A 21567-nucleotide genomic window follows, 5' to 3' on the forward strand; every position below is an offset into this window, starting at 1 on the left:
AAATAAAAAGCCCCGAATTAGAAATTCGGGGCTTTTTTTATTTACAGAAGAAACTACTTTTTAGGAGTTTCTTTTTTATCAGGAGTTTCAGGTACAATAACTTTTTTCTTGTATAAAGGTATAAAATAAGAAACGGTATAATTAAAACCTACTCCAAAATTTCCATCATAAGTTCTATTAAAACCAGGAATGTAAAGATTGTCAAAACCACTTGGTTTATTATTCATAACCAAAAGTTTTAACTGAACTCCAAAGCCTACAAATACATTATTGAAGACTTTGGCTTTTATTCCCAATGCAACTTCAAGCCATCCGGCTGTTAGACCGTTGAATTTTTCGTCTGAAACAATTGCAGGCTGTTCTCCCCAATACGGATTAGGATTGTAGATTTTATAACTGTTTAATTGTTGACTAAACGAGCTAAAACCACCTCTTAAACCTATCGTGATCATGTTTTCCATATCAAGCCAGTTTTGATATGTATTGTAATCAAAACCTCCTTTTATGTAAGTTCCTGTTGCTGTAGAGTTCAGTCTATCGTCGTCAGTTGTTTTGTCTTCAAAACCAAGTTCGGCAGCCAGATAGTATTTTTTCGTCAGGCGAAAATCCCCCACAAATTCTACACCTTTATAATCTTTATCATAAAATCCGCGAGTCAATTTGTATAAATCGACACCTACACGCAAACCATAACGATCTGTTTTAGGAACCGAATCCTTTTTTGTTTCCTGAATCGCCGGTTTGGCAGGTTCGGTTTTTGATTTTAGTTTTGGCTTTTCCTGAACAATTTCTTTTGTTGCTGTAGTCGGCGTTTCCTGGGCTTGAACCCAAAACATTGAAAACAATAAGCAAAAACTAAAAGTATATTTTAAGATGTGTCTCATTTTCAGATTCAATGTTAAAGTTTTCTACGTTAATTACTCTCATCCAAGGTCCATCTACTCCCGGACTATATATAAAAGGCTGTGATACCGGATCAGCAATAAAAGGATTTAATGTAAAAGTAGTTTTGTAACCACATGCTCTTGATACATATAAATCTTTATGATTATAGTCAAATTGTATTACATCTTTATTAATCAGAGTAGGATCTGTACTTGCAGCATTATAAATAAAGGTATAAGTCGTAGAGTTTTCATCGGTTTTTAACGGAATTGAAATAGTAGAAACACCATTTGCATAATACTTGGTTGTATCTGTAACATTTTCGTTAAAAACTATTCCTTCAGGCAAATCTTTGCCATCCTTATCTTTTCCTACGACTTTTAAATTGGTTACTTTTCTGGGTAAAGTTGCATCACCATTATTATAAAAAGATATTACCAATCGAGGGGTTGTAGGAGTGTTTGAATCGCAAATATCATCTTTCTCGCAGCTTGATAAGCCAAAAGTGAAGAGTAATAAAAAAGCTACTATTTTTTTCATTTATAGTTTTTTGTTATCGAAGTTCTAAAAGTACAACATTTTCAACATGATGTGTTTGCGGAAACATATCAACCGGACGTACACGTGTTACTTTGTATTTTTCATCCATTAAAGCCAAATCACGTGCTTGTGTTGCTGAATTACAACTTACATAAACTACTTTTTTAGGAGCAATTTTCAAGATTTGATCAATAACATCTTTGTGCATTCCGTCACGAGGTGGATCAGTAATAATAACATCTGGTTTACCATGTTGAGCGATAAAACTTTCGTTAAATACCACTTTCATGTCTCCTACAAAAAACTCGCAATTTGTTATATTATTGCGTTCAGCATTTGCTTTAGCGTCTAAAATTGCTTCGGGAACACTTTCTACACCAATTACTTTTTTGGCTTTTTTAGAAACGAATTGTGCAATAGTTCCAGTTCCAGTATATAAATCATAAACAGTTTCGTTACCTGAAAGTCCGGCAAAATCACGTGTTATTTTGTATAATTCATAAGCCTGATCAGAATTGGTCTGGTAAAAAGATTTAGCATTGATGCTGAATTTTAAACCTTCCATTTCTTCCAGAATATAATCTCTACCTTTATATAGTTTGATATTCTGATCGTAAATAGTATCGTTTTGTTTTGCGTTTACGACATATTGCAACGAAGTAATTTGTGGAAATTTCTCGTAAAGGTGATCTAAAATAAGTTCGCGGTTTTTTTTGTCATTTTCGAAAAACTGAATCAAAACCATGATTTCTCCGGTTGAAGCCGTACGGATCATAAAAGTTCTCAATAAACCAGATTGTTCTCTTGGATTAAAGAATGCTAAATTATGCTCGTTTGCAAAATCTCTGATTTCGTTTCTAATCGCGTTCGAAGGATCTTCTTGTAAATGACATTTTTGAATGTCAAGAATTTTATCCCACATTTTCGGAATGTGAAATCCTAAGGCGTTTCTGTTTCCTAAATCTTCTGTGCTTTCAATTTCTTTTTCGGTTAACCAACGACTGTTAGAAAACGAAAATTCCATTTTGTTTCTATAGAAAAACTGTTTTTCCGAACCTAAAATAGCTTCAAATTCAGGAAGTTCCACTTTTCCTATACGTTGCAAATGATTTTTTACTTCGTTTTGTTTGTAATACAACTGTTGGCTGTATTTCATATTTTGCCATTTACATCCTCCACAAACTCCAAAATGCTCGCATATTGGTTCTATACGATGTTCTGAAAATTCGTGAAATTTTACGGCTTTGCCTTCATAATAGGCTTTTCTTTTTTTGAAAGTTTGTACGTCAACTACATCACCCGGAACTACATTCGGAATAAAGATTACTTTTCCGTCAGGAGCTTTAGCAACTGATACTCCTTTTGCTCCAGCATCAAGAACCTGAATTTGATGAAAGACAACTTTGTCTGTATTTTTTCTTCCCATAGCGCAAAAATAAGGGTTTGTAAACTTTTATAAATTTAAATTTCAAAATATTTTATCAATTTCTTTAAATTACTAGTTTTATTAAGTTTAAAAGCTAACTTTGTTTATGGCAATAACCCCAAATGCTACATTTTTAACCTATAGTATTGTTATTATTTTATGAAGTTGTATCATAATCTTTCCAAAATTGGCTTTCTGAGAAAAAGTTATGTGTTCAAATTCCTGTTTGTTGCTTTCATAGGTATTCATATTCCCTTAATTGGTATACTATTCTTCGTAATTTTTTCGGATCATACTATTTCTCCAATTTCCATTTTAGTGTTTGCTTTGATAATGACTTTAGTGGCGACTTTAGTGACGCTTTTGGTTTTAAATCAATTGATTAAGCCTATTTCTTTAGCTTCTAAATCTTTAGATGATTATAGAAATAACAGAAGATTATCTGTTTTGCCAACAGAGTATTCAGATGAAGCAGGGTTGTTGATGTGTAATATTCAAGAATCAATTTATGAATCTGAAAGTTTTATAAACGAAAAGCAGGATTTAATTTACATGCTTTCTCATGATTTGAAAAATTTTGCGGGAAATCCGCAAGGTTTGGCAAAGCTAATTTTAAGCGAAAATCCATCAGATTCTATTAAGCATTTGGCAGAATTAATATGTGAATCGACTAATTTGCAATTCCGATACATCGAAAATTTTATAAAACTGCTAAAAGAACAGGATCAGATTGTAAAAGTAAATCAGGATCCTAAAAACATTATATTTCCTAATATTCTCCCATTTATAAACGAGCAGGTTGAGCAGCGCCTGATCGATAAAAATATAAAGTTAAATCTAAGTTTAGAATTAGTCGAAGCTAAACTTAAAATCGACGAAGGTTTATTGGTTCAGGTTTTGGTTAATTTAATAAGTAACGCAATTAAGTTCTCTTATTTTGATAGCGAAATTAAAGTTCGAATGTATCTTCAGAATTCAAATTTGGTCATTACTGTTATAGATAAAGGAATTGGTTTTGATAAAAATCAGATTGATGAATTGTTTAAGAAATTCACCAAAATGAGTAGATTAGGAACCGCTAATGAATTGTCAACCGGAATTGGATTGTATTTGTGCAAGAAAATTATCGAAAGAAACAAAGGAAAATTAAGCGCCACAAGCGAAGGAAAAAACAAAGGCGCCGAATTTAAAATTGAGTTTGATATTAATTACGATAAGAAATAAGGTTAATAAATTTTCAGCCTATAAAACTTAGGATCTCAGTCCCGAAGCCTCGGGATAGTATTTTAGAATCTTTAAGAAACTACCAAAGATGATGTACAGAAGGTTTAATGTATTCATCGTAAATTGCATTCATCGCCGCAATTTTATCCGGAGTTAGTTCTGGTAAATCATAAAGAGATAAATTTGATAAAACATGATCTTCTTTTGAAGCACCTGGAATAATACAGCTTATATCTTCGAAACTCAAAATCCACTGAAGTGCAATTGGAGCAAGATTTGGAGTTTTCGGAAATAATGATTTTAATTTTTCAACGGCTTTTAGACCTAATTCATAGTCAATTCCTGAAAAAGTTTCTCCTTTATCAAAAGCGTCACCGTTTCTATTGAAATTTCGATGATCTTGAGCGTCAAAACTAGTTTTTGCATCAAACTTACCTGTTAAAAGTCCGCTTGCCAGAGGAACTCTCGCAATGATTCCGACATCTTTTTTTCTGGCTTCTGAGAAAAATAATTGAGATGGACGTTGACGGAATAAATTAAAAATAATCTGAACCGTTGTTACATTCGAATATTCAATTGCTTTTAAGGCTTCTTCAACTTTTTCTACGCTAACACCAAGATTCTGGATTTTGCCTTGTTCTTTTAATCGGTCAAATAGTTCGAAAATTTCGGGACGATAAAAAACTTCAGTAGGAGGACAGTGCAGCTGAATCAAATCCAAAGTTTCCAATCCCATTCTTTTTAAACTGTCTTCAACAAATTTCTGAAGTACTTTTGGCTGGTAACCTTCGCTAACATGCGGGTTAATATGGCGGCCGCATTTTGTAGCAACATAAATACGTTCAGATCGTGAGCGAACTACACGACCAACGGCAGTTTCGCTTAAGCCATTTTCATAAACATCGGCAGTGTCAATAAAATTTACGCCATTGTCAATGGCAGTATTCAAAAGTTCATCTGCAGTTTTATTATCAAAAGCAGATCCCCATTTTCCTCCAACTTGCCAAGTGCCAAGTGAGATTTCAGATATATTGAAGTTTGTTTTTCCTAGTTTTCTATAGTTCATTCTTTTTGAGGTTCAGGGGTTAAAAAAAGGTTCAGAGAGGTAAAGGTTTTTTTTTAAGGGTCTAAGAATCAAAGGATATAAATTTTGCCTTTGAACCTTTGTACCTCATAACCTTTGTCTCTTTCTTTAATCAAATAAATCAGAAGATAAATAACGATCACCGCGATCGCAGATAACGGCTACAATTACACCTGATTCTAGTTGTTCGGCAATTTTTAAAGCTACGGCAACAGAACCACCGCTGCTCATTCCGGCAAAAACACCTTCTTCAAGTGCTAATCTTTTGGTCATTACGCGAGCTTCTTCTTCGCTAACATCTACTACAGTATCTACTTTTGAAGCATCAAAAATTTTAGGTAAATATTCCTGTGGCCACTTACGAATTCCCGGAATTTGAGATCCGTCGCTTGGTTGTGCTCCGATAATCTGGATTGCAGGATTTTTTTCTTTTAAATAAGTCGAAGTTCCAATGATAGTTCCCGTAGTTCCCATTGCAGAGACAAAGTGAGTAACAGTTCCGTCAGTATCGTTCCAGATTTCAGGACCTGTAGTTTTATAATGTGCTTTCCAGTTGTCATCATTCGCAAATTGATTTAGCATCAAATAACCGCCTTGAGCTACTTTTTTGTCGGCATAGTCACGCGAACCAATAATTCCTTCGCTGGCAGGTGTTAAAATCACTGTAGCGCCATAAGCACGCATTGTCTGTGTACGTTCTTTTGTAGAATCTTCCGGTAAAACCAATTCTATTTCTATTTGAAATAATTGAGCAATCATTGCAAGAGCAATTCCCGTGTTACCACTTGTTGCTTCAATTAGTTTATCACCTTTTTTAATATCGCCTCTTTCAAGAGCCGAAGCAATCATATTGTATGCAGCTCTGTCTTTTACACTTCCGCCGGGATTATTTCCTTCAAGCTTCAGTAAAAGTTTTACGTTTTTATTTTTAACCAAATTGACAGTTTCCATCAAAGGAGTATTTCCAATTAGGCTAAGCAATTTCTGTGGACCCATTTTTATTTCTTTTCTTTTATTTTAACTTCAGTTGTAGTAGTATTCAGAACAATAGAATCTTCGGGAATCGATTTGGTAATCCAGGCGTTTCCTCCTACAATACTATTTTTTCCAATAGTGGTTTCACCTCCCAAAATAGTTGCGTTGGCATAAATGCAAACATTAGCTTCTACGGTTGGATGTCTTTTGGCATTTTTCATTTCCTTGCTTACGCTTAATGCTCCAAGTGTTACACCCTGATAAATTTTAACGTGTTTTTTGATGACGGTTGTTTCACCAATAACAATTCCGGTGGCGTGATCAACAAAAAAAGGTGAGGCAATTTGAGCACCGGCATGAATATCTGTTCCGGTAATTCGATGCGCATATTCACTCATTAATCTCGAGAATAACAACAAATCCAGATTGTATAATTCATGACTTAATCTGTAAATCGCAATGGCGTAGAAACCGGGATATGCCAAATAAACTTCATCGATACTATTTGACGCAGGATCATTTTCTAAAATATAGGCTGCATCGTTATTTAGTTTTTCTAATACGTGTGGTAATTTTTCGAGGAATCGATCCCAAATCGATTCGCATAAGTTTTCTGGTTTTTTGCAAGCCAGAATAGCAATTTCTTTAAAGCGTATTTCAAGTTCGTCGATGCTTTCATCTAAAGCGGCATTCGAATCAAAAAGAGTATAGAAAAGCTTCTCGGTAAAATCTTCTGTTTTGGTTTTGATTCCGTAATTAATGTTTGAATGGCTTTTTAGAGCTTTTATGTTTTGTATGATACTTTCTTTTGTCACAATTGTAAAATTGAGTGGATAATTTGAAATGCTAAAAGTAAGGTGTTTTTTGTAAATAAAGGCACGAATTAACTAAAGAAATTTTGCATAGCGAATTCTATTTGTGATAAAAAAAAGAATGATAAAAGCGATTGTTTTATATGATTCTTAAGAAGTTAAATGCGTAAATTAGCCAGTAAAATTTATAAAAATGAAAAACAATTCAACTTTTAAGAGCGCTATTTCTAATCTTGAATTTCCGGAAAGTGAGAAAATTTACGGAAAATCAATACATGATCCAATTTTGGGATTAATTATGAAAGATTATCCTTCTTTTTGCGAAGACGATTGTATTGCGGTTAAGGAGTTAAATGAATATCGCCAAAAATACGTGTCGAACTATTTGTCTACAGAAATAGGGACGCTTTCTGATCTTGAAAAAAGTGTAATTGCATCTTTAAAAGAAGACAGATCAATTGTAAGTATTGCAGAAGATGAGCAGGAAACCAGAAGTTTTGGTCAGAAAATAGCAGATAAAGTAGCGGATTTTGGCGGAAGCTGGACTTTTATTATTTCGTTTTTAGCTTTCATAATCGTCTGGATTGCTGCTAATGTTTATATTTTGGTTAATAAAGGTTTTGATCCGTATCCATTTATCTTACTGAATTTGATTTTATCCTGTATTGCGGCATTGCAGGCTCCGGTAATTATGATGAGTCAAAATCGTCAGGAAGAAAAAGACAGAAACCGAGCCAAAAAAGATTATATGATTAACCTTAAATCAGAATTAGAAATTAGAATGATTCACGATAAAATCGATCATATGATTATGCACCAACAACAGGAATTAATCGAAATTCAGAAAGTACAAATCGAAATGATGAATGATATTCTAAACCAAATCAAGAAATAATTTCAGTGATTTTTGAATTAAAAAAGTTAAAGATAGAAGTGTTTATAAAAGTATCCGCCAAGCATAAAAACGAGATTTATGAACGCCACATTCCAAACGATTTTTTTGTAGTTTCTTGATTTGTCTAAAAAGTACAAAGCCACAAAAGCGAAAAATAAAAGTGAAGTATATAGTGCCGGATACATCTGAAAAGCAGCCGAAAATTCACCTTGAAAAAGTAAGACTAAAGCACGCTGAAAACCGCATCCCAAACACTCCACTCCAAAGAATGTTTTGAATAGGCAAGGGATCATATATTTCTCTAAGTTCAAGTCGATTATTTTTTACAATTTTACAAAAAAAATAATTGATAACATTTCAAAAGTTGCGAACTGCTATTTTAAAGTTTTATACTTTTGAATTCTTATACTTTAAAATATGAAAGCGATTAAAATTATAATAATGATTCTTGCTATTTCGGTTGCATTATACGAGCAGGTTTCAGCAGAAAAGAATGTCTATATCACGGTAATTGCGATTGCAGTTTTCATGTTTGGAATGATGCAGCTGAGCGCAAAAACACCAAGTAAAAATCAAGATAAAGAAGAGAAGGATGTTGACTAAAGGAGATAAGGTTTCAGTCTTAGACGAAGCTATAAACGGAACGGTAGTTTCGGTTAAAAATAATGAAGTTTTAATTGAAACGGAAGATGGATTTATGATGACATTTTTTGCCAATGAATTGCTTAAGATTCAGGATTCCAGTAATTTAATGAATTCTATTAAAAGAATCGATTTAGATGAGATTACAAAAGAGAAAACGGAACCAAAACCACGTAGTTTTGTGAAAGAAAAGAAGGATAAACGCGAAATTGCAGCTCCGGAATTTGATTTGCATATCGAAAAACTGGTTCCAAACAAACGCGGAATGTCAAATTATGATATCCTGACTTTGCAGACTGAAACGGCAAAAAGACACATTGAATTTGCGATCAGAAATCGCATTCCTAAAATTGTTTTTATTCACGGTGTTGGCGAAGGAATTTTAAAAGCCGAACTTGATTTTTTATTAGGTCGTTATGACGGAATTGATTTTCAGGATGCCAATTATCAAAAATATGGTTTAGGTGCAACTGAAGTTTATTTTAGACAAAATAATAAGTAAAGTCGCTTTTTGGGTTAAAAACCATTTATTATAAAGCACAAAAAAACGTCCGTTTTTCTTTCTGATTTTATACTTGAATCAGTTTAGAAAAATGGACGTTTTTTGTAAGAATTAAATTAGTCTTTAAAAGTTTTTTTAAGCCTAATTTGTCTATTTTGTTACAGTTCCCATTGCAAAATTATTACCTAGTTTAAAGCTGCTGTTTCCTTTTACAAGCGTTACATTTTTTATTACAATGGTGTGCTGAACTATAGTTCCGGCGATTTCCGTTGTAACTTCAACTGTTCCACTTGTACCGTTCCAGGTTTCTTTTACGGCAGGATTTGTTGGAGCGATAGCATTACAGAAATAATCTTTATTTAAAGCAACACCGGTAAGGGTACGATAAACAACATTGTTTTCTGTTGCGGTTATATTTCTTACTCTTGGCACTCCCGGTGGAGTTGCCACATTTACAAATAAAGTAGGATCAAAATGTTCCAGCATGATGTAAAATGCAGCATTGTAGTTATAGACTTGTTTTAAATCCGGACATTCTCCAGCTTCGTCTGGTTTGGCAAAAGTTAAAGTTGGCGGATCTTGAGTAATTTTAAAATCTCCAAAAATATATTCTGCTTCAACCTGCGTCATTTGGGTAGGTTTTAGAAAACTTATATTTCTAAAAATAATGTTATGGTTATAACCTGTAATTCGTGTGCTACCATCTACCTCGCTTGGAACAGTAGTAATTTGCGTAGTAGTGATTTCTATTTTTCCGCTGGTTCCTAACCATTCTTCGATAACATTTGGTGTTTTTGGAGGGATTATACCGCAAATATTTGGTACTCCAACAGTACCATCGTAGGCTCTGTAAACAACGCGATACTGGCTGTCGTTTTTAATGTCGTATTTTACTGGTTGACCTTCTGGTGTTGGGTTGTTTATAAGACTGCTGGGAGCTAATTGCAATAATATCGACTCTCTGTCTTTGATTTTGTAAAGTAAAGTGTTTGTTGTGTCACAGTTTGTGGCAGTAACTTTATCAAAATCTATAGAATCAACTGTTAAATCACCATCATCGCAACCATTTAAAAGTAGTGCAAATAAGAGAAGGTAAGCATATTTTTTCATCGTAATTTTATTTGGGTCAAAAATAGTGAAAAATTTCGCAATTGATATTTAAGATTTCACAATTGATATTTCATAACTTTGCAATGATGAAAAAAGTATACCTCGACAACGCCTCTACAACAGCTATGCGCCCTGAAGTCATTCAGGAAATGACAAAAGTTATGACAGAAGATTTTGGAAATCCGTCTTCTACACATAGTTTTGGACGCAATGGAAAAACTGTTTTAGAACTTTCAAGAAAAAGTATTGCCAAGCATTTAAATTGTTCTGCACAAGAAATTATTTTTACTTCTGGCGGAACTGAAGCAGATAACTGGATTCTTCGTTCGGCGGTTGAAGATCTGAAAGTCGAGAGAATCATTACTACAAAAATTGAGCATCATGCAGTTTTGTACACGACAATGGCGTTGCAATCTGATTATAATATTCAGGTCGATTATGTTAATATTAATCCTGACGGAAGTATAGATTTAACGCACTTGTCAAATTTACTATCTGAAGATAAAAAGACAATTGTTAGTTTAATGCACGTAAACAATGAAACCGGAACTATTTTAGATTTAGATAGAGTTGGAGTTATTTGCAAACAATATGGCGTCTTATTTCATTCAGATACGGTACAGTCTATCGGGAAAACCGAAATAGATTTGCAACAAATACCAGTTGACTTTATAGTAGCTAGCGCACATAAATTTCATGGACCAAAAGGCGTTGGTTTTGCTTTTGTTCGAAAAAATTCAGGTTTACAGCCTTTGATTTTTGGCGGAGAACAAGAAAAAGGACTTCGCGCAGGAACAGAAGCTGTACATCAAATTGCGGGAATGGCAAAAGCGCTGTCACTTTCGTATGAAAATTTAGATGAGGAAAGAAAATACATTACAGATTTAAAAATGTATTTGATTGAGCAATTAGAACTTCATTTTCCCGACTTTAGAATCAACGGAAAAAAAGAGGATTTCTATAATATTATCAACATCATTTTGCCTTTTTCGCAAGATAAAACTTCAATGCTTTTATTTAGTTTGGATATGAAAGGAATTGCAGTTTCAAGAGGAAGCGCATGCCAATCCGGAAGTATAAAACCATCTCATGTTTTGAAAGAAATGTTGTCTGAAGAAGATTTAAAATTACCAAATCTCAGAATTTCATTTAGTCATTATAATACCAAGGAAGATATTGATTGGTTGGTTCAAAGTCTTAAAACTTTGTAGGTTCAAAGATTCAGAGTTACAAAGGGTTCAAAGGTTTTTTTGAAAGTTACTATCCCGAGGCTTCAGGCAATGTTATTAAGTTAAGTTTTTTTAAAAAAAAATTATTGCAAATCAAATCCGTTTTTATCCGCGTTTTTACGAAGTAAATCTGTTTTATCTGCGTCAAAATTAGACACTGATTTTACTGATTCGCGAAAGCGAAAACGCTGATAAAAAACGGATTTTTCTAATTACTTTCTTGATTAAATTGTTTAAGTAATTTTATAGTTTTATCCTTTACTTAATGACATTGAGCTTCGGGACTGAGTTACTAAGTCGCTAAGTTTTTTTTCTTGAATATTTTTCGACTTCGCTCAGAAAGACAATCTTTGTCAGACTAAGCGAAGTCGAAGTCAATTTTGAAGTTGTAAGGTTTTTATATGAACTTGGGACATTAATAATTAACAATTCACAATTACTTACGTATCACTTTAACCTGCGAATCATTTGTCAACTTTATAATTGTCGAAGGCTTTCCGGCAACTTTATCCTGATTTAGTTTTACTACATAATCAACACCTTTTATGATTTCAGGATTAATATCTTTGAAAGCAATAGGAGTAGGCTGCCCCGAAATATTAGCCGAAGTCGAAACCAATGGTTTTTTCATTCGTTCTAATAATTTAAAACAAAAAGGTTCTTTTACAACACGAACGCCAAGCGAATTGTCAGCAGCTATAATGTTTTTGGCTACATTTCTTGGTTCATCTAAAATCAAAGTAGTTGGTTTCTCTGATAAATCTAAAATTTGCCAGGCAACTTCAGGGATGTTTTTAAAAACGTTATACATCATTTTTTCGCCATTCATCAATACGATCATACTTTGAGTTTCGGCACGCTGTTTAAGCTTGTATATTTTTGCAACAGCATCCGGATTTGTGGCGTCACAACCTATTCCCCAAACAGTATCTGTTGGATAAAGTATGATTCCTCCTTCTTTTATGACTTCGAATGCATTGTGAACTTCTGTATTTATATCTGAATTCATAACTTAAAATATTTTATACTAGCAATTTTACTGTTATAGTGTTTGTGTATTTATAGTTCTAACGATTTTTTCTAAATCTGCTGTCGAAATTCCTACATAAAGAGGTAAACATAAAATTCGGGATGCAATAGATTCCGAAATTGGCATTTTATCTCCTTTTGTATATTCGATTGTATTTAACGAAGGATAAAAATAACGTCTTGGTATAATGTTTTCTTTTGCTAAAGCATCTAAAATCTTTAATAAGGTATCTTCCGAATCAAAAATCACGGCATAATAGCTATAATTCCATTCTGTGTTTTCTCTTATTTTTAAAGATCTTATAGTGTCGAAGTTTAAATTTTCATTGTAAAAATCTACGACCTTTTTTCTTTCCGCAAATATAGAAGATAGGTGTGGAAAGACCGCCAATCCCATTGCTGCCTGTAGCTCAGAAATTTTGGCATTTATACCCAATCCATGAAATGCTAAGGGACCATTATGTCCAAAATTATGGCTGTAGAATAATTGATGATATGTTTCTTTATCATTACAAAACATGGCACCACCTTCACCTGTATGAAATATTTTGGTTGCATGAAAACTGCAGGTGCTTACATCACCAAAATTAAAAACAGACTGATTGTTGTATTGAACTCCAAAACAGTGCGCTGCATCATAGATGACTTTCAGGTTGTATTTTTTAGCAATTCGCTCTATTTCGACAACATGACACGGATTTCCAAAAACATGCGTAGCTAATATTGCCGTAGTTTTTGGGGTAATCGCAGATTCAATTTTGGTTTCATCAATCGTTAAATAATCTGGATGAATATCTACAAATACCGGAGTGCAGTTTTCCCACACGATCGCAGCCGAAGTTGCAACATATGAAAAAGGTGTTGTAATTATTTCGCCTCCTTTTCCAAATAATTTTAATGCAATTTGAATAGGAATTGTACCGTTATTAGTTATGATTAAATTAGAAACATTAAGAAAATTTTTCAGTTTTTCTTCTAATTCTAAAGTAAGCTCACCGCGATTTGTAAGCCAAGCTTTGTCCCATGCCCGTTTTAAATAAGAATTATATTCTTCTTGCGAAGGCAGAAAAGTTTTGGTTACAGGAATCATTTAATTATGGATTTAGTGAGTTTAATTTATCTTTAAGGGTAAACTATTGTTATATTTGCGGGGTAAAATTAGGAAAAGAAACCTTAATTTTTGGCTTTAGCGCCTATTATAACATTCTAATGAGTCAGACATGTTTTGAACTTGCTTGTCTAGCAATGTTTTAGGGCTTTTTTAAATTTGAATTAAACGTAGGTTTTTTTCGATTTTTGATGAGATTAATATAAATAATAAAAATAAATTTTAGATTACTATGGAAATCAACACTTTTTTGAGAAATTTTGCAGACATTTTAGATGACACAGACGCGGCATTAATTACACAAGAAACTGTTTTTAGAGATTTAGACGAGTGGAATTCATTAACTGCACTTTCATTAATCGCTATGGCTGATGAAGAATATTCTGTAAAATTGACAGGAGATGATATTAAATCATCTAATTCATTGAACGATATCTTCGAAATTATTAAAAATAAAGGATAATTAAATGGCAGCTTTTTCAGTAAATGACATTGCAATAAGAGGTATTTCTTGCTGCGTTCCTAAAAATAAGGAACGAAATATTGATTTAGAAATATTAACACAGGAGGAAATTCAAAAATTTATTGATGCAACTGGAGTTGAAGAACGCCGTATTGCAACAAAAGAAATTTGTACCTCTGATTTATGCTGCGAGGCTGCTGAGAAGTTAATTAAAGATTTAAATTGGCAGAAAGACGAAATCGAAATCCTGGTTTTTGTTTCTCAGACTGCCGATTATATTTTGCCGGTTTCTGCTGCAATACTTCAAGACAGATTAGGGTTCTCAACAAACTGTATCGCCTTTGATGTTCCTTTGGGATGTTCTGGTTACGTTTACGGAATTTCTATTATTGCAGCTATGATGAAAGCAACCGGTCTAAAAAAAGGTATACTTTTAGCCGGAGATACCAGCAGTAAATTACTTTCAAAAACAGATAAGAGTACCGTTCCGCTTTTTGGTGACGGAGGAAGTGCGACTGCATTTGAATTCGATGAAAGTGCAGAGAACTTGTTGTTTGATTTAGGGACAGACGGATCTGGCTATAAAGCTATTATTATACCAGACGGAGGATCAAGAAACAGAATAGATGAAAATTCTCTTAAAGTAACAAAAAGCGAAGAGGGAATCAGTCGTAATTCCTGTAATTTGGTTCTTGACGGAATGGATGTTTTTGGTTTCGGAATTTCACAAGCTCCAAAAACGGTAAATAAACTTATTGAGAAATTTGAAATTGATAAAGACGCAATAGATCATTTTGTATTTCATCAGGCCAATTTAATGATGAATAAAATGATTGTTAAAAAATTAAAATTACCGGTTGAAAAAGTTCCGTATTCTCTAAAAGAATTTGGAAATACTTCTTCTACTACCATTCCTTTAACTATCGTTGCTCAATTGAAAGAGAATTTGACAAACACTTCTAAAGATTTGATAATTTGTGGATTTGGAGTTGGTTTATCATGGGGAACAGCTAAAATCAGGCTGAATAATGTTGTGATTTCAGATTTGATAGAAATATGATAAAGAATTTAGATTATATAGATGAAGAGGTTTATTCAAAAGAGAAATCTTTGTTTTCTAACGAATCCTGGATTTTAGCAGCGCACAAAAATGAATTATTAAATAATAATGACTTTTTGACTTTTGAATATTATGGTGATAAAATTTTCATTCAGAATTTTAATGGTACTATAAAATCTTTTCAAAATGTTTGCCTGCACAGATTTAATACCATACACGAGGAACCTTCCGGAAACAGGGTTTCGTCATGTTTGTATCATAACTGGACTTACGGAAAAAAAGGTAATGTTGTGGGTTTAATGTGTCGAAATTCATTTGAAAAAGATCATATAAATGAATTAAGACTTAAAGAGTATGAGGTTGCCTTTTGTGGCGATTTTATTTTTCTGAAATTAAATAAGGAATTCGATAGAAGTTTAGAGCATTATTTAGGAAATATATATGCTCCGCTTCAAGAGATAAGTTCTCATTTTGGAACCAAAACAATAGATTATACAATAGAGCATAAAGTAAACTGGAAACTTTTGGTCGAAAATGTTTTAGAATGTTATCATTGTACTTCTGTACACGAAAATTCATTTGCAAAAATGGGATTTGGTTCTGTACCTCCAGAAAAATTTGATTTTTTTGAAGGACATAGTTGGTGCGAGTTTCCCAAAAGTGAGGATGTAAAGCCCAGTAAAATTATTGAAAAATCTTTGTCAAACAGAACTTTTAAAACACAAGGATATCTGCATTTTTACATCTATCCAAATGCATTTATAAGCTCTGTAGAAGGAAAAGGATTTTATTTTGGATTTATGCTTCCGGAATCCCCTTCGAAAACAAATTTAAGAGTACGATATTTTTCTTCAAAATTTGAAAAAGAATTAAGTGAATCAGAACAGAATATTATTGATTTTATTAATAACAGTTCTAATGATTCTTTGGATTTAGTTTTAAATGAAGACAAAAAAATTATAGAAAATATTCAAGGCAATCTTGCTAATTTTAAAAACCATTCTCCAATATTTGGTGATGAAGAGTTTCGGATTTTAAAGTTTTACGAATATTTTAATAAACAAAAAGAACTAAAAAACATATAATGAATCCATTCGATTTATCAGGAAAAAAAATACTTGTAACAGGAGCATCTTCAGGAATTGGTTACGAAACCTGTCTGGCAATCGCAAGACAAGGCGGTACTTTTATAGCAGTAGCCAGACGTAAAGATTTTTTGGAAAAACTAGTACAAGAATGCGGAACGGGACATAGTTTTATAACCGCAGATTTGTCTAAAATGGAGGATATTAAAACTATTGTTGATACAATCGAAAATATTGACGGAATTGTTCATTCTGCAGGAATTGTGTCTTTGGCTCCTGTTAAGTTTTATTCAGAAGAATTAATGAATGAAATGAGGAGTATAAATTTTGACTCGATTGCTTATTTGATAAACTTAATTTTCAAAAAGAAAAAAATTAATAAAGGCAGTTCAATTGTTTTGGTTTCTTCAATTGCAGGTTTATTCGGAATGAAAGGAAATGGAATCTATGCTGCTAGTAAAGGTGCACTAATTGCTATTTCGAAAGTTTGGGCAAGTGAGTTTGCAGTAAGCAAAACCCGTGTAAATTGCGTTTCACCAGGTATGGTAAAAACAGAAATTACTTCAAAATCTATCGAGGATCTATCTTTAGAAGTTATCCAGCAGGATGAAAAAAAATATCCTTTGGGATATGGTGATCCGGTTCAGGTTGCTAACCCGATTGTATTTTTATTATCGGAAGCGAGCAGTTGGATTACGGGGCAAAATATAGTTTTGGATGGAGGAAGAACTTCAACAATATAATCTAAAGATGAAAGCAAGTATAAAGGCCATTTCCTATTATCTCCCTGAAGCTGTTTTATCTAATGATTTAATCAATCAGGAATTTCCGGAATGGGATATTGAAAAAATAAGCTCAAAAACAGGAATCAGTTCACGTCATATAAGCGCAAGTGATGAATTTTCGTCTGATATGGCTGTTTCGGCTGCTGAAAAATTGTTTACAGAACATAATATAGATCGATCAACAATTGACTATTTGTTGTTTTGTACACAAAGTCCGGATTATTTTTTGCCTACAACAGCTTGTATTATTCAGGAAAAATTGGGATTAAAAACCTCAATTGGAGCTTTAGATTTTAATCTGGGATGTTCTGGTTTTGTTTATGGATTGAGTTTGGCAAAAGGTTTGATTGCCGGAGGAATGGCTGAAAATATTTTATTAATTACTTCAGAAACATATTCAAAATTTATTCATCCGAAAGATAAAAGTAATAAAACTATTTTTGGAGATGCAGCAGCAGCTACTTTAATTACAAGCGAGAAAGGTTTTTGCTCTATTGAGAATTTCGTTTTTGGTACTGATGGAAAAGGGGCAGAAAATCTGATTGTAAAACAGGGCGGAATGCGTTTTCCGGTTTCTGATGAAAATGAGGATATTAAAGATGAATTTGGAAACATCCGAAATGACAAAAATTTATTCATGAATGGAACTGAAATCTTCAATTTCACAGGAGAATTTGTTCCAAAACTTACCGAATCAATTTTAGAAAAATCTAACTTATCAAAAGACGATATTGATTTGTATATTTTTCATCAGGCCAATAAATACATGCTTAATCATTTAAGAAAGAAAATAAAAATTCCTGAGGAAAAATTCTTTATAGCAATGGAACATTGTGGTAACACCGTTTCGTCTACAATTCCAATTGCACTTTATGAAGCTCAAAAAGAAGAGAAACTGCACAATATTAAAAATTTAATTCTGGCAGGTTTTGGAGTAGGTTATTCGTGGGCGGCATGTAATTTAAAAATAGAGCAATGAAAAATTTGATAATTATTGGGGCAAGAGGCTTTGGACGTGAAGTTTATGATCTCGCTACACAATGTTCAGGGTATAATATAGAATATGTTGTTAAGGGTTTTTTAGATGATAAAATAGATGCACTTAATGGTTTTGAAAATTATCCTCAAATTATCTCTTCTGTAGAAGATTATGAAATCCAGGAAAATGATGTTTTTGTTTGTGCATTAGGAACTGTAAAATGGAAAAAACATTATGCTGAATTAATTCTGGAAAAAGGCGGTAGATTTATTAATTTAATTCATCCTTCGACAAAATTAAATACTAATGTTTGTGTTGGTGAAGGTTTAATTGTTTTTATGTATGCCAATATCAGTAATGATTGTATTATTGCGGATTTTGTTACTATACAAGGTTATGTAGGCTTAGGACATGACACTAAAATTAAAAAATGGGCACATTTAAGCTCTTATTCTTTCACAGGAGGATTTGTAGTTCTCGAAGAAGAATCAACGCTTAATACGCGTGCTACAATACTGCCACATGTAATAGTTCGTAAAGGCGCAACCGTTGGAGCAGCCAGTCTGGTTATTAAAAATGTAAAAGAAAATACTACAGTCTTTGGAATTCCAGCTAAGAAACTTGAATTTTAGAAGAATTGAAAGAATTATAAAAAAATAAAGTCTCTGCTAAAACAGAGACTTTATTTTATATAATTGTTTTTCCAGAAACGACATATCTTTTGATTTTATCTTTAGAATTTGTCGATCTAATATTTTTTGGGTGTCCTGATCAAAATACGTTTTTAATTTGGTTAGAAAATCAATCATAATTATTCTCTGTTCAGCTTCTTTTTTAGAAGACCAGTAAGAGGTATTATGAATTCGATATACAGACATAATTTTATCTATATATTTTATTTTCCCATGTTGTGCATTTAACATGTGCAAAAAGTAATCTCCAATTGGTGCTTCGCCAAAATATTTAGGAAGTTCAAACAGATTATTTCTATACATCACACTTGGTGTGTGGATATAATTGTTTTTTGCAAGATCTTTTATAGTGGTGATTTCAGGTATTTTTTTTCTCGGATTGTCCTCTTTAAGTTCTGTTCCCGTCAATAGATATACATTATGAAAACAAATGCTAAAATCAGGATTGTTTTCTAAAAAATCAGCCTGAATCTGTAGCTTTTGATCATCACACCAATAATCGTCACCTTCGCACAATGCAATGTATTTTCCTGAAGCTTTCTCTAAAGCAGACACAGAATTTGGCATCATACCCAAATTGACCTCATTATTGTAATATTTAACTTTGTGTCCATTTGGATTTGAGGCTATGGTTTCTCTAATAATAGCATCAGTGTCATCTGTAGATTTGTCATTACAAATAACAAGTTCAAAATCAAAATTAGTTTTCTGTGATATAATACTCTCAATGGCTTGTTTAATATATAAAGAGTGATTATAAGTAATCATTACAACGCTTACAAACATATAGTTTTTTAGTTAGTTTTTATTAAAAAGTTGTTTTACATCTTCAATCATTCTGCTTTTTTCATTCATAACAAATGTTCTAAAAGAGGATAATTCTTCAAAAACTTCTTCATAATTATTCATTACATGATTAATAAGCTCAATTACTTTTTCAGTTTGCACTTCGTCAGCATGCAATTTGTATCTTTCAGGTATTCCCAAATCTTCTTTAAACGCTGATGTTCCGTCACGTCCTGTTAATAAACATACACCGGAAATTAATGCTTCTCTAGGAATTTTGTCTCTTCCTGGAAAGTAACCAAAATCTAAATGCAATTTTGTTTTTCGTAAAGTATCCCTCATTTCTTCTCTTGTCATTCCGCTTAGCGGTACCCAATTGTATTGAGGAAGAAGGTTCATGTATTTTTCGATCTTATCCAGTCCCTTTTTTGGATTGTATGTGATAATGTTTTCTTTTGGAAAATTGTTTTGTTCTGGTAAATTTTCAAAGAAAAGTTCCGTTACATAATCACACAAATAAGCAATATCATTGTCAAGTTTTTTAGTCAGTAAAAACTCTTTTGTTCTCTGCGACTGGTACCAGTGTGTAACAGTTTTGTTTGGTTCAAAACGATATTCGGTATGTTTATAAGGCACAAATATTTTTCTAATCCAATTTTTTTTCTCTTCACGGCTATTCATTAAAACCTCGTAAAAATCAAGACTTAACCACCAGACTTTTTTCTGTGCCAAAGGATATTTGGCAATAAGGTTTGTCATTGATTCAGGTATAATCATCACATTTTCCACGCTGTCTTTCACCTTCATTACATAAGGAACATTGTAGTTTTTATAGAAAGGATGTACAGGATCTTTTTTGTGTTTTGAGTACAGCATTTTAGCATTATAGCCTAATGAGTTTAGAATATAGCCTAATTGATGTAGGGCTTCCGGACCTCCGGTCGCTTTTTTTGGTGGGCAAACGATATATATATATTGAGCCATTATTTTTGTATTAAATTATCTGAGCGTATTATAAATTACATTGTCAATCCAGCCTTCTAATGTATATTTATAAAAAATATTATCAGGTAAATTTTCATATTCTGATTCAAAAAATGATAATGGAATATCAGGATTTTCCTCATTAATCACCAAAATATTTTTAGGATTGTAAAAATCATAATTTACAATATCCGGATTTGTGGTAATTAGTTTTTTCTGCAATCCTATGCTTTCAAAAACTCTAAATGTTAGTCCGCTTTGACCTTTTCGATTTACATCAAGTAAAACCTGCGAACGATTTATGTATTCATTTATTTCTGATAGCGGAATATGATTTGTTATAAACTCAATAGTCGAAGTTTGTTGTTTGTATTTTTTATCATAAACGAAAAACTTATGGCTGATGTTTTTTGATTTTAAATCAGTTGCAATTCTGGAAACAATAGGAAGTCTTCTATCTTTTGAGATAATATTAAAAACCTTATATTCAAATGGTTTTTGAGGCACGTTACAATCAGAATTATAGATCCAATTTGTGGCAGATTTTAAGTTATATTTTTTGCAGTCCTCTTTTTCAAATGAAAAAACTTCATCAAAATTGGGAATAACTCTAATTATTTTAGGACAACGATAGGTATTATCATTAAAGTATGCGATTGTTTTTTTTCCATATTTCTTTAATTCTAAAACGCTTTTTGGATCAATAAAATCACCTTTGATGACTAATATTACATCTTGTGTTTCATTAATTTCTTTTAGATTTTCAAGGATTTTTTTTCCAAAATATATCGTTTTTAAGTTTTTCTTAAGAAATGTTTTTAGAATAAAATTATGTATTCGGCAAAGAAAATTAGGATACTTGTATTCATACTTATTAAAATTAATATGATGTACATTATGTCCCTTGTGTCTTAAAGAGATCGCAATGTGATTATTAAATCCCCAATTATCATAGCTTACTAAGGTGATACGCATAAATTGTTTTGTGTTGAAATGTAATATTTAATATTAAAATTAAGATTGTCTATTAGGTTGGTAATGAATGTTATTTACAATATAAGATGATTCTTAAGTTGGCGAAGATATTAAAAAGAATTTAGTGTGCTTTTTTTTCAAAAAAATCTTTAAAAAATTAAAGAAAAATGTTTCTCATTTTTTATAAGCACAGTTTTTTATTAAGATATCAAAAGCCGTTAATGGTTGCGTGATTTTTGAAAGTTTTTTTCATGATTGTTTATGTTTTCTTCAAATGAAAGATTAATTGAATTTTTA

Annotated in this window: 24 protein-coding genes; 11 read left to right on the forward strand and 13 right to left on the reverse strand. The window is 32.3% G+C overall.

Annotated features, from left to right (window positions below):
* Window positions 1-53: 53 nt before the first annotated feature.
* From CHB81_RS13195 to rlmD, 3 genes are read right to left on the reverse strand one after another with little or no spacing between them, the layout of a single operon-like run.
* A complete protein-coding gene (locus CHB81_RS13195) occupies window positions 54-884 on the reverse strand; it encodes a DUF6048 family protein (RefSeq protein WP_089352333.1) in 831 nt (276 codons plus the stop codon).
* Window positions 856-1425 (reverse strand): DUF6452 family protein, encoded by a 570-nt coding sequence (locus CHB81_RS13200; RefSeq protein WP_089352334.1) that lies wholly within the window; start codon window positions 1423-1425, stop codon window positions 856-858. The genes CHB81_RS13195 and CHB81_RS13200 overlap by 29 nt, the downstream gene beginning before the upstream one ends.
* 13 nt (window positions 1426-1438) lie before the next feature.
* On the reverse strand, window positions 1439-2851 hold the full coding sequence (gene rlmD, locus CHB81_RS13205; protein ID WP_089352335.1) for a 23S rRNA (uracil(1939)-C(5))-methyltransferase RlmD: 1413 nt from the start codon (window positions 2849-2851) through the stop codon (window positions 1439-1441).
* 159 nt (window positions 2852-3010) lie between these two features.
* Between rlmD and CHB81_RS13210 the strand changes: the two genes are divergently transcribed.
* Window positions 3011-4075 (forward strand): sensor histidine kinase KdpD, encoded by a 1065-nt coding sequence (locus CHB81_RS13210; RefSeq protein ID WP_089352336.1) that lies wholly within the window; start codon window positions 3011-3013, stop codon window positions 4073-4075.
* Between the two features lie 79 nt (window positions 4076-4154).
* Here the strand turns inward: CHB81_RS13210 and CHB81_RS13215 are convergent, their stop codons facing one another.
* The 3 genes from CHB81_RS13215 to epsC form a co-directional block, all read right to left on the reverse strand.
* Window positions 4155-5141, reverse strand: a complete 987-nt coding sequence (locus CHB81_RS13215) for an aldo/keto reductase (RefSeq protein WP_089352337.1) — start codon at window positions 5139-5141, stop codon at window positions 4155-4157.
* Window positions 5142-5267: 126 nt separating this feature from the next.
* Window positions 5268-6155, reverse strand: a complete 888-nt coding sequence (cysM, locus tag CHB81_RS13220; RefSeq protein ID WP_089352338.1) for a cysteine synthase CysM — start codon at window positions 6153-6155, stop codon at window positions 5268-5270.
* A 2-nt stretch (window positions 6156-6157) separates the two neighbouring features.
* On the reverse strand, window positions 6158-6949 hold the full coding sequence (gene epsC / locus CHB81_RS13225; protein ID WP_089352339.1) for a serine O-acetyltransferase EpsC: 792 nt from the start codon (window positions 6947-6949) through the stop codon (window positions 6158-6160).
* Between the two features lie 190 nt (window positions 6950-7139).
* On the opposite strand from epsC, the gene CHB81_RS13230 reads away from it, so the two are divergent.
* Entirely contained in the window at window positions 7140-7841 is a 702-nt protein-coding gene (locus tag CHB81_RS13230) for a DUF1003 domain-containing protein (RefSeq protein ID WP_089352340.1), read from the forward strand.
* A gap of 26 nt (window positions 7842-7867) precedes the next feature.
* On the opposite strand, the gene CHB81_RS13235 is transcribed toward CHB81_RS13230, so the two are convergent.
* Window positions 7868-8152, reverse strand: coding sequence for a DUF2752 domain-containing protein (locus CHB81_RS13235; protein WP_089352341.1), 285 nt, complete (start codon window positions 8150-8152; stop codon window positions 7868-7870).
* A 106-nt stretch (window positions 8153-8258) separates the two neighbouring features.
* Between CHB81_RS13235 and CHB81_RS13240 the strand changes: the two genes are divergently transcribed.
* Window positions 8259-8444 (forward strand): hypothetical protein, encoded by a 186-nt coding sequence (locus CHB81_RS13240; RefSeq protein ID WP_089352342.1) that lies wholly within the window; start codon window positions 8259-8261, stop codon window positions 8442-8444.
* Window positions 8434-8985, forward strand: a complete 552-nt coding sequence (locus CHB81_RS13245; RefSeq protein ID WP_089352343.1) for a Smr/MutS family protein — start codon at window positions 8434-8436, stop codon at window positions 8983-8985. The genes CHB81_RS13240 and CHB81_RS13245 overlap by 11 nt, the downstream gene beginning before the upstream one ends.
* Before the next feature lie 150 nt (window positions 8986-9135).
* Here CHB81_RS13245 and CHB81_RS13250 read toward each other — a convergent pair whose 3' ends face one another.
* Window positions 9136-10095 carry a hypothetical protein gene (locus CHB81_RS13250; RefSeq protein ID WP_089352344.1) on the reverse strand — a complete coding sequence of 320 codons (960 nt, stop codon included), beginning with the start codon at window positions 10093-10095 and terminating at the stop codon, window positions 9136-9138.
* An 86-nt stretch (window positions 10096-10181) separates the two neighbouring features.
* Between CHB81_RS13250 and CHB81_RS13255 the strand changes: the two genes are divergently transcribed.
* Complete coding sequence (locus tag CHB81_RS13255) at window positions 10182-11306, forward strand: cysteine desulfurase family protein (RefSeq protein ID WP_089352345.1); 1125 nt, start codon at window positions 10182-10184, stop codon at window positions 11304-11306.
* Window positions 11307-11760: 454 nt separating this feature from the next.
* Here the strand turns inward: CHB81_RS13255 and CHB81_RS13260 are convergent, their stop codons facing one another.
* Window positions 11761-12333 carry an L-threonylcarbamoyladenylate synthase gene (locus CHB81_RS13260; protein WP_089352346.1) on the reverse strand — a complete coding sequence of 191 codons (573 nt, stop codon included), beginning with the start codon at window positions 12331-12333 and terminating at the stop codon, window positions 11761-11763.
* Window positions 12334-12366: 33 nt separating this feature from the next.
* Window positions 12367-13443 (reverse strand): DegT/DnrJ/EryC1/StrS aminotransferase family protein, encoded by a 1077-nt coding sequence (locus tag CHB81_RS13265; RefSeq protein ID WP_089352347.1) that lies wholly within the window; start codon window positions 13441-13443, stop codon window positions 12367-12369.
* Window positions 13444-13693: 250 nt separating this feature from the next.
* On the opposite strand from CHB81_RS13265, the gene CHB81_RS13270 reads away from it, so the two are divergent.
* Genes CHB81_RS13270 through CHB81_RS13295 form a run of 6 tightly spaced genes read left to right on the forward strand, consistent with a single transcriptional unit; the run spans window position 13694 to window position 18465 of the window.
* Window positions 13694-13924, forward strand: a complete 231-nt coding sequence (locus CHB81_RS13270) for a phosphopantetheine-binding protein (RefSeq protein WP_089352348.1) — start codon at window positions 13694-13696, stop codon at window positions 13922-13924.
* Between the two features lie 4 nt (window positions 13925-13928).
* Window positions 13929-14984 (forward strand): 3-oxoacyl-ACP synthase III family protein, encoded by a 1056-nt coding sequence (locus CHB81_RS13275; RefSeq protein WP_089352349.1) that lies wholly within the window; start codon window positions 13929-13931, stop codon window positions 14982-14984.
* Window positions 14981-16069: an aromatic ring-hydroxylating dioxygenase subunit alpha gene (locus CHB81_RS13280; RefSeq protein WP_089352350.1), complete on the forward strand. Its 1089-nt coding sequence runs from the start codon at window positions 14981-14983 to the stop codon at window positions 16067-16069. Before CHB81_RS13275 ends, CHB81_RS13280 begins: the two co-directional genes overlap by 4 nt.
* Window positions 16069-16812, forward strand: a complete 744-nt coding sequence (locus tag CHB81_RS13285; RefSeq protein WP_089352351.1) for an SDR family NAD(P)-dependent oxidoreductase — start codon at window positions 16069-16071, stop codon at window positions 16810-16812. Before CHB81_RS13280 ends, CHB81_RS13285 begins: the two co-directional genes overlap by 1 nt.
* A 7-nt stretch (window positions 16813-16819) precedes the next feature.
* The gene (locus CHB81_RS13290) at window positions 16820-17833 is read left to right on the forward strand and encodes a 3-oxoacyl-ACP synthase III family protein (protein ID WP_089352352.1); all 1014 of its coding nucleotides are present in this window, start codon (window positions 16820-16822) and stop codon (window positions 17831-17833) included.
* On the forward strand, window positions 17830-18465 hold the full coding sequence (locus tag CHB81_RS13295) for an acetyltransferase (RefSeq protein ID WP_089352353.1): 636 nt from the start codon (window positions 17830-17832) through the stop codon (window positions 18463-18465). The genes CHB81_RS13290 and CHB81_RS13295 overlap by 4 nt, the downstream gene beginning before the upstream one ends.
* A gap of 36 nt (window positions 18466-18501) precedes the next feature.
* On the opposite strand, the gene CHB81_RS13300 is transcribed toward CHB81_RS13295, so the two are convergent.
* The 3 genes from CHB81_RS13300 to CHB81_RS13310 are packed head-to-tail and all read right to left on the reverse strand — an operon-like array spanning window position 18502 to window position 21270.
* Complete coding sequence (locus CHB81_RS13300; protein ID WP_089352354.1) at window positions 18502-19311, reverse strand: glycosyltransferase; 810 nt, start codon at window positions 19309-19311, stop codon at window positions 18502-18504.
* A 12-nt stretch (window positions 19312-19323) separates the two neighbouring features.
* Window positions 19324-20295 carry a hypothetical protein gene (locus CHB81_RS13305; protein WP_089352355.1) on the reverse strand — a complete coding sequence of 324 codons (972 nt, stop codon included), beginning with the start codon at window positions 20293-20295 and terminating at the stop codon, window positions 19324-19326.
* Window positions 20296-20310: 15 nt separating this feature from the next.
* A complete protein-coding gene (locus CHB81_RS13310; protein WP_089352356.1) occupies window positions 20311-21270 on the reverse strand; it encodes a hypothetical protein in 960 nt (319 codons plus the stop codon).
* Window positions 21271-21567 lie beyond the last annotated feature (297 nt).

It is taken from the genome of Flavobacterium sp. ov086 (assembly GCF_900187965.1).
Taxonomy (GTDB): Bacteria; Bacteroidota; Bacteroidia; order Flavobacteriales; family Flavobacteriaceae; genus Flavobacterium.

What these genes read in the sequence shown, in the direction of transcription:
- CHB81_RS13265 (WP_089352347.1), bottom strand. Translation starts at nt 13,443, where the DNA reads ATGATTCCTGTAACCAAAACTTTTCTGCCTTCGCAAGAAGAATATAAT.
- CHB81_RS13295 (WP_089352353.1), top strand. Translation starts at nt 17,830, where the DNA reads ATGAAAAATTTGATAATTATTGGGGCAAGAGGCTTTGGACGTGAAGTT.
- CHB81_RS13305 (WP_089352355.1), bottom strand. Translation starts at nt 20,295, where the DNA reads ATGGCTCAATATATATATATCGTTTGCCCACCAAAAAAAGCGACCGGA.
- CHB81_RS13290 (WP_089352352.1), top strand. Translation starts at nt 16,820, where the DNA reads ATGAAAGCAAGTATAAAGGCCATTTCCTATTATCTCCCTGAAGCTGTT.
- CHB81_RS13195 (WP_089352333.1), bottom strand. Translation starts at nt 884, where the DNA reads ATGAGACACATCTTAAAATATACTTTTAGTTTTTGCTTATTGTTTTCA.
- CHB81_RS13310 (WP_089352356.1), bottom strand. Translation starts at nt 21,270, where the DNA reads ATGCGTATCACCTTAGTAAGCTATGATAATTGGGGATTTAATAATCAC.
- CHB81_RS13210 (WP_089352336.1), top strand. Translation starts at nt 3,011, where the DNA reads ATGAAGTTGTATCATAATCTTTCCAAAATTGGCTTTCTGAGAAAAAGT.
- cysM (WP_089352338.1), bottom strand. Translation starts at nt 6,155, where the DNA reads ATGGGTCCACAGAAATTGCTTAGCCTAATTGGAAATACTCCTTTGATG.
- CHB81_RS13270 (WP_089352348.1), top strand. Translation starts at nt 13,694, where the DNA reads ATGGAAATCAACACTTTTTTGAGAAATTTTGCAGACATTTTAGATGAC.
- CHB81_RS13280 (WP_089352350.1), top strand. Translation starts at nt 14,981, where the DNA reads ATGATAAAGAATTTAGATTATATAGATGAAGAGGTTTATTCAAAAGAG.
- CHB81_RS13275 (WP_089352349.1), top strand. Translation starts at nt 13,929, where the DNA reads ATGGCAGCTTTTTCAGTAAATGACATTGCAATAAGAGGTATTTCTTGC.
- rlmD (WP_089352335.1), bottom strand. Translation starts at nt 2,851, where the DNA reads ATGGGAAGAAAAAATACAGACAAAGTTGTCTTTCATCAAATTCAGGTT.
- CHB81_RS13240 (WP_089352342.1), top strand. Translation starts at nt 8,259, where the DNA reads ATGAAAGCGATTAAAATTATAATAATGATTCTTGCTATTTCGGTTGCA.
- CHB81_RS13245 (WP_089352343.1), top strand. Translation starts at nt 8,434, where the DNA reads ATGTTGACTAAAGGAGATAAGGTTTCAGTCTTAGACGAAGCTATAAAC.
- CHB81_RS13300 (WP_089352354.1), bottom strand. Translation starts at nt 19,311, where the DNA reads ATGTTTGTAAGCGTTGTAATGATTACTTATAATCACTCTTTATATATT.
- CHB81_RS13250 (WP_089352344.1), bottom strand. Translation starts at nt 10,095, where the DNA reads ATGAAAAAATATGCTTACCTTCTCTTATTTGCACTACTTTTAAATGGT.
- CHB81_RS13200 (WP_089352334.1), bottom strand. Translation starts at nt 1,425, where the DNA reads ATGAAAAAAATAGTAGCTTTTTTATTACTCTTCACTTTTGGCTTATCA.
- CHB81_RS13255 (WP_089352345.1), top strand. Translation starts at nt 10,182, where the DNA reads ATGAAAAAAGTATACCTCGACAACGCCTCTACAACAGCTATGCGCCCT.
- CHB81_RS13285 (WP_089352351.1), top strand. Translation starts at nt 16,069, where the DNA reads ATGAATCCATTCGATTTATCAGGAAAAAAAATACTTGTAACAGGAGCA.
- CHB81_RS13230 (WP_089352340.1), top strand. Translation starts at nt 7,140, where the DNA reads ATGAAAAACAATTCAACTTTTAAGAGCGCTATTTCTAATCTTGAATTT.
- CHB81_RS13260 (WP_089352346.1), bottom strand. Translation starts at nt 12,333, where the DNA reads ATGAATTCAGATATAAATACAGAAGTTCACAATGCATTCGAAGTCATA.
- CHB81_RS13215 (WP_089352337.1), bottom strand. Translation starts at nt 5,141, where the DNA reads ATGAACTATAGAAAACTAGGAAAAACAAACTTCAATATATCTGAAATC.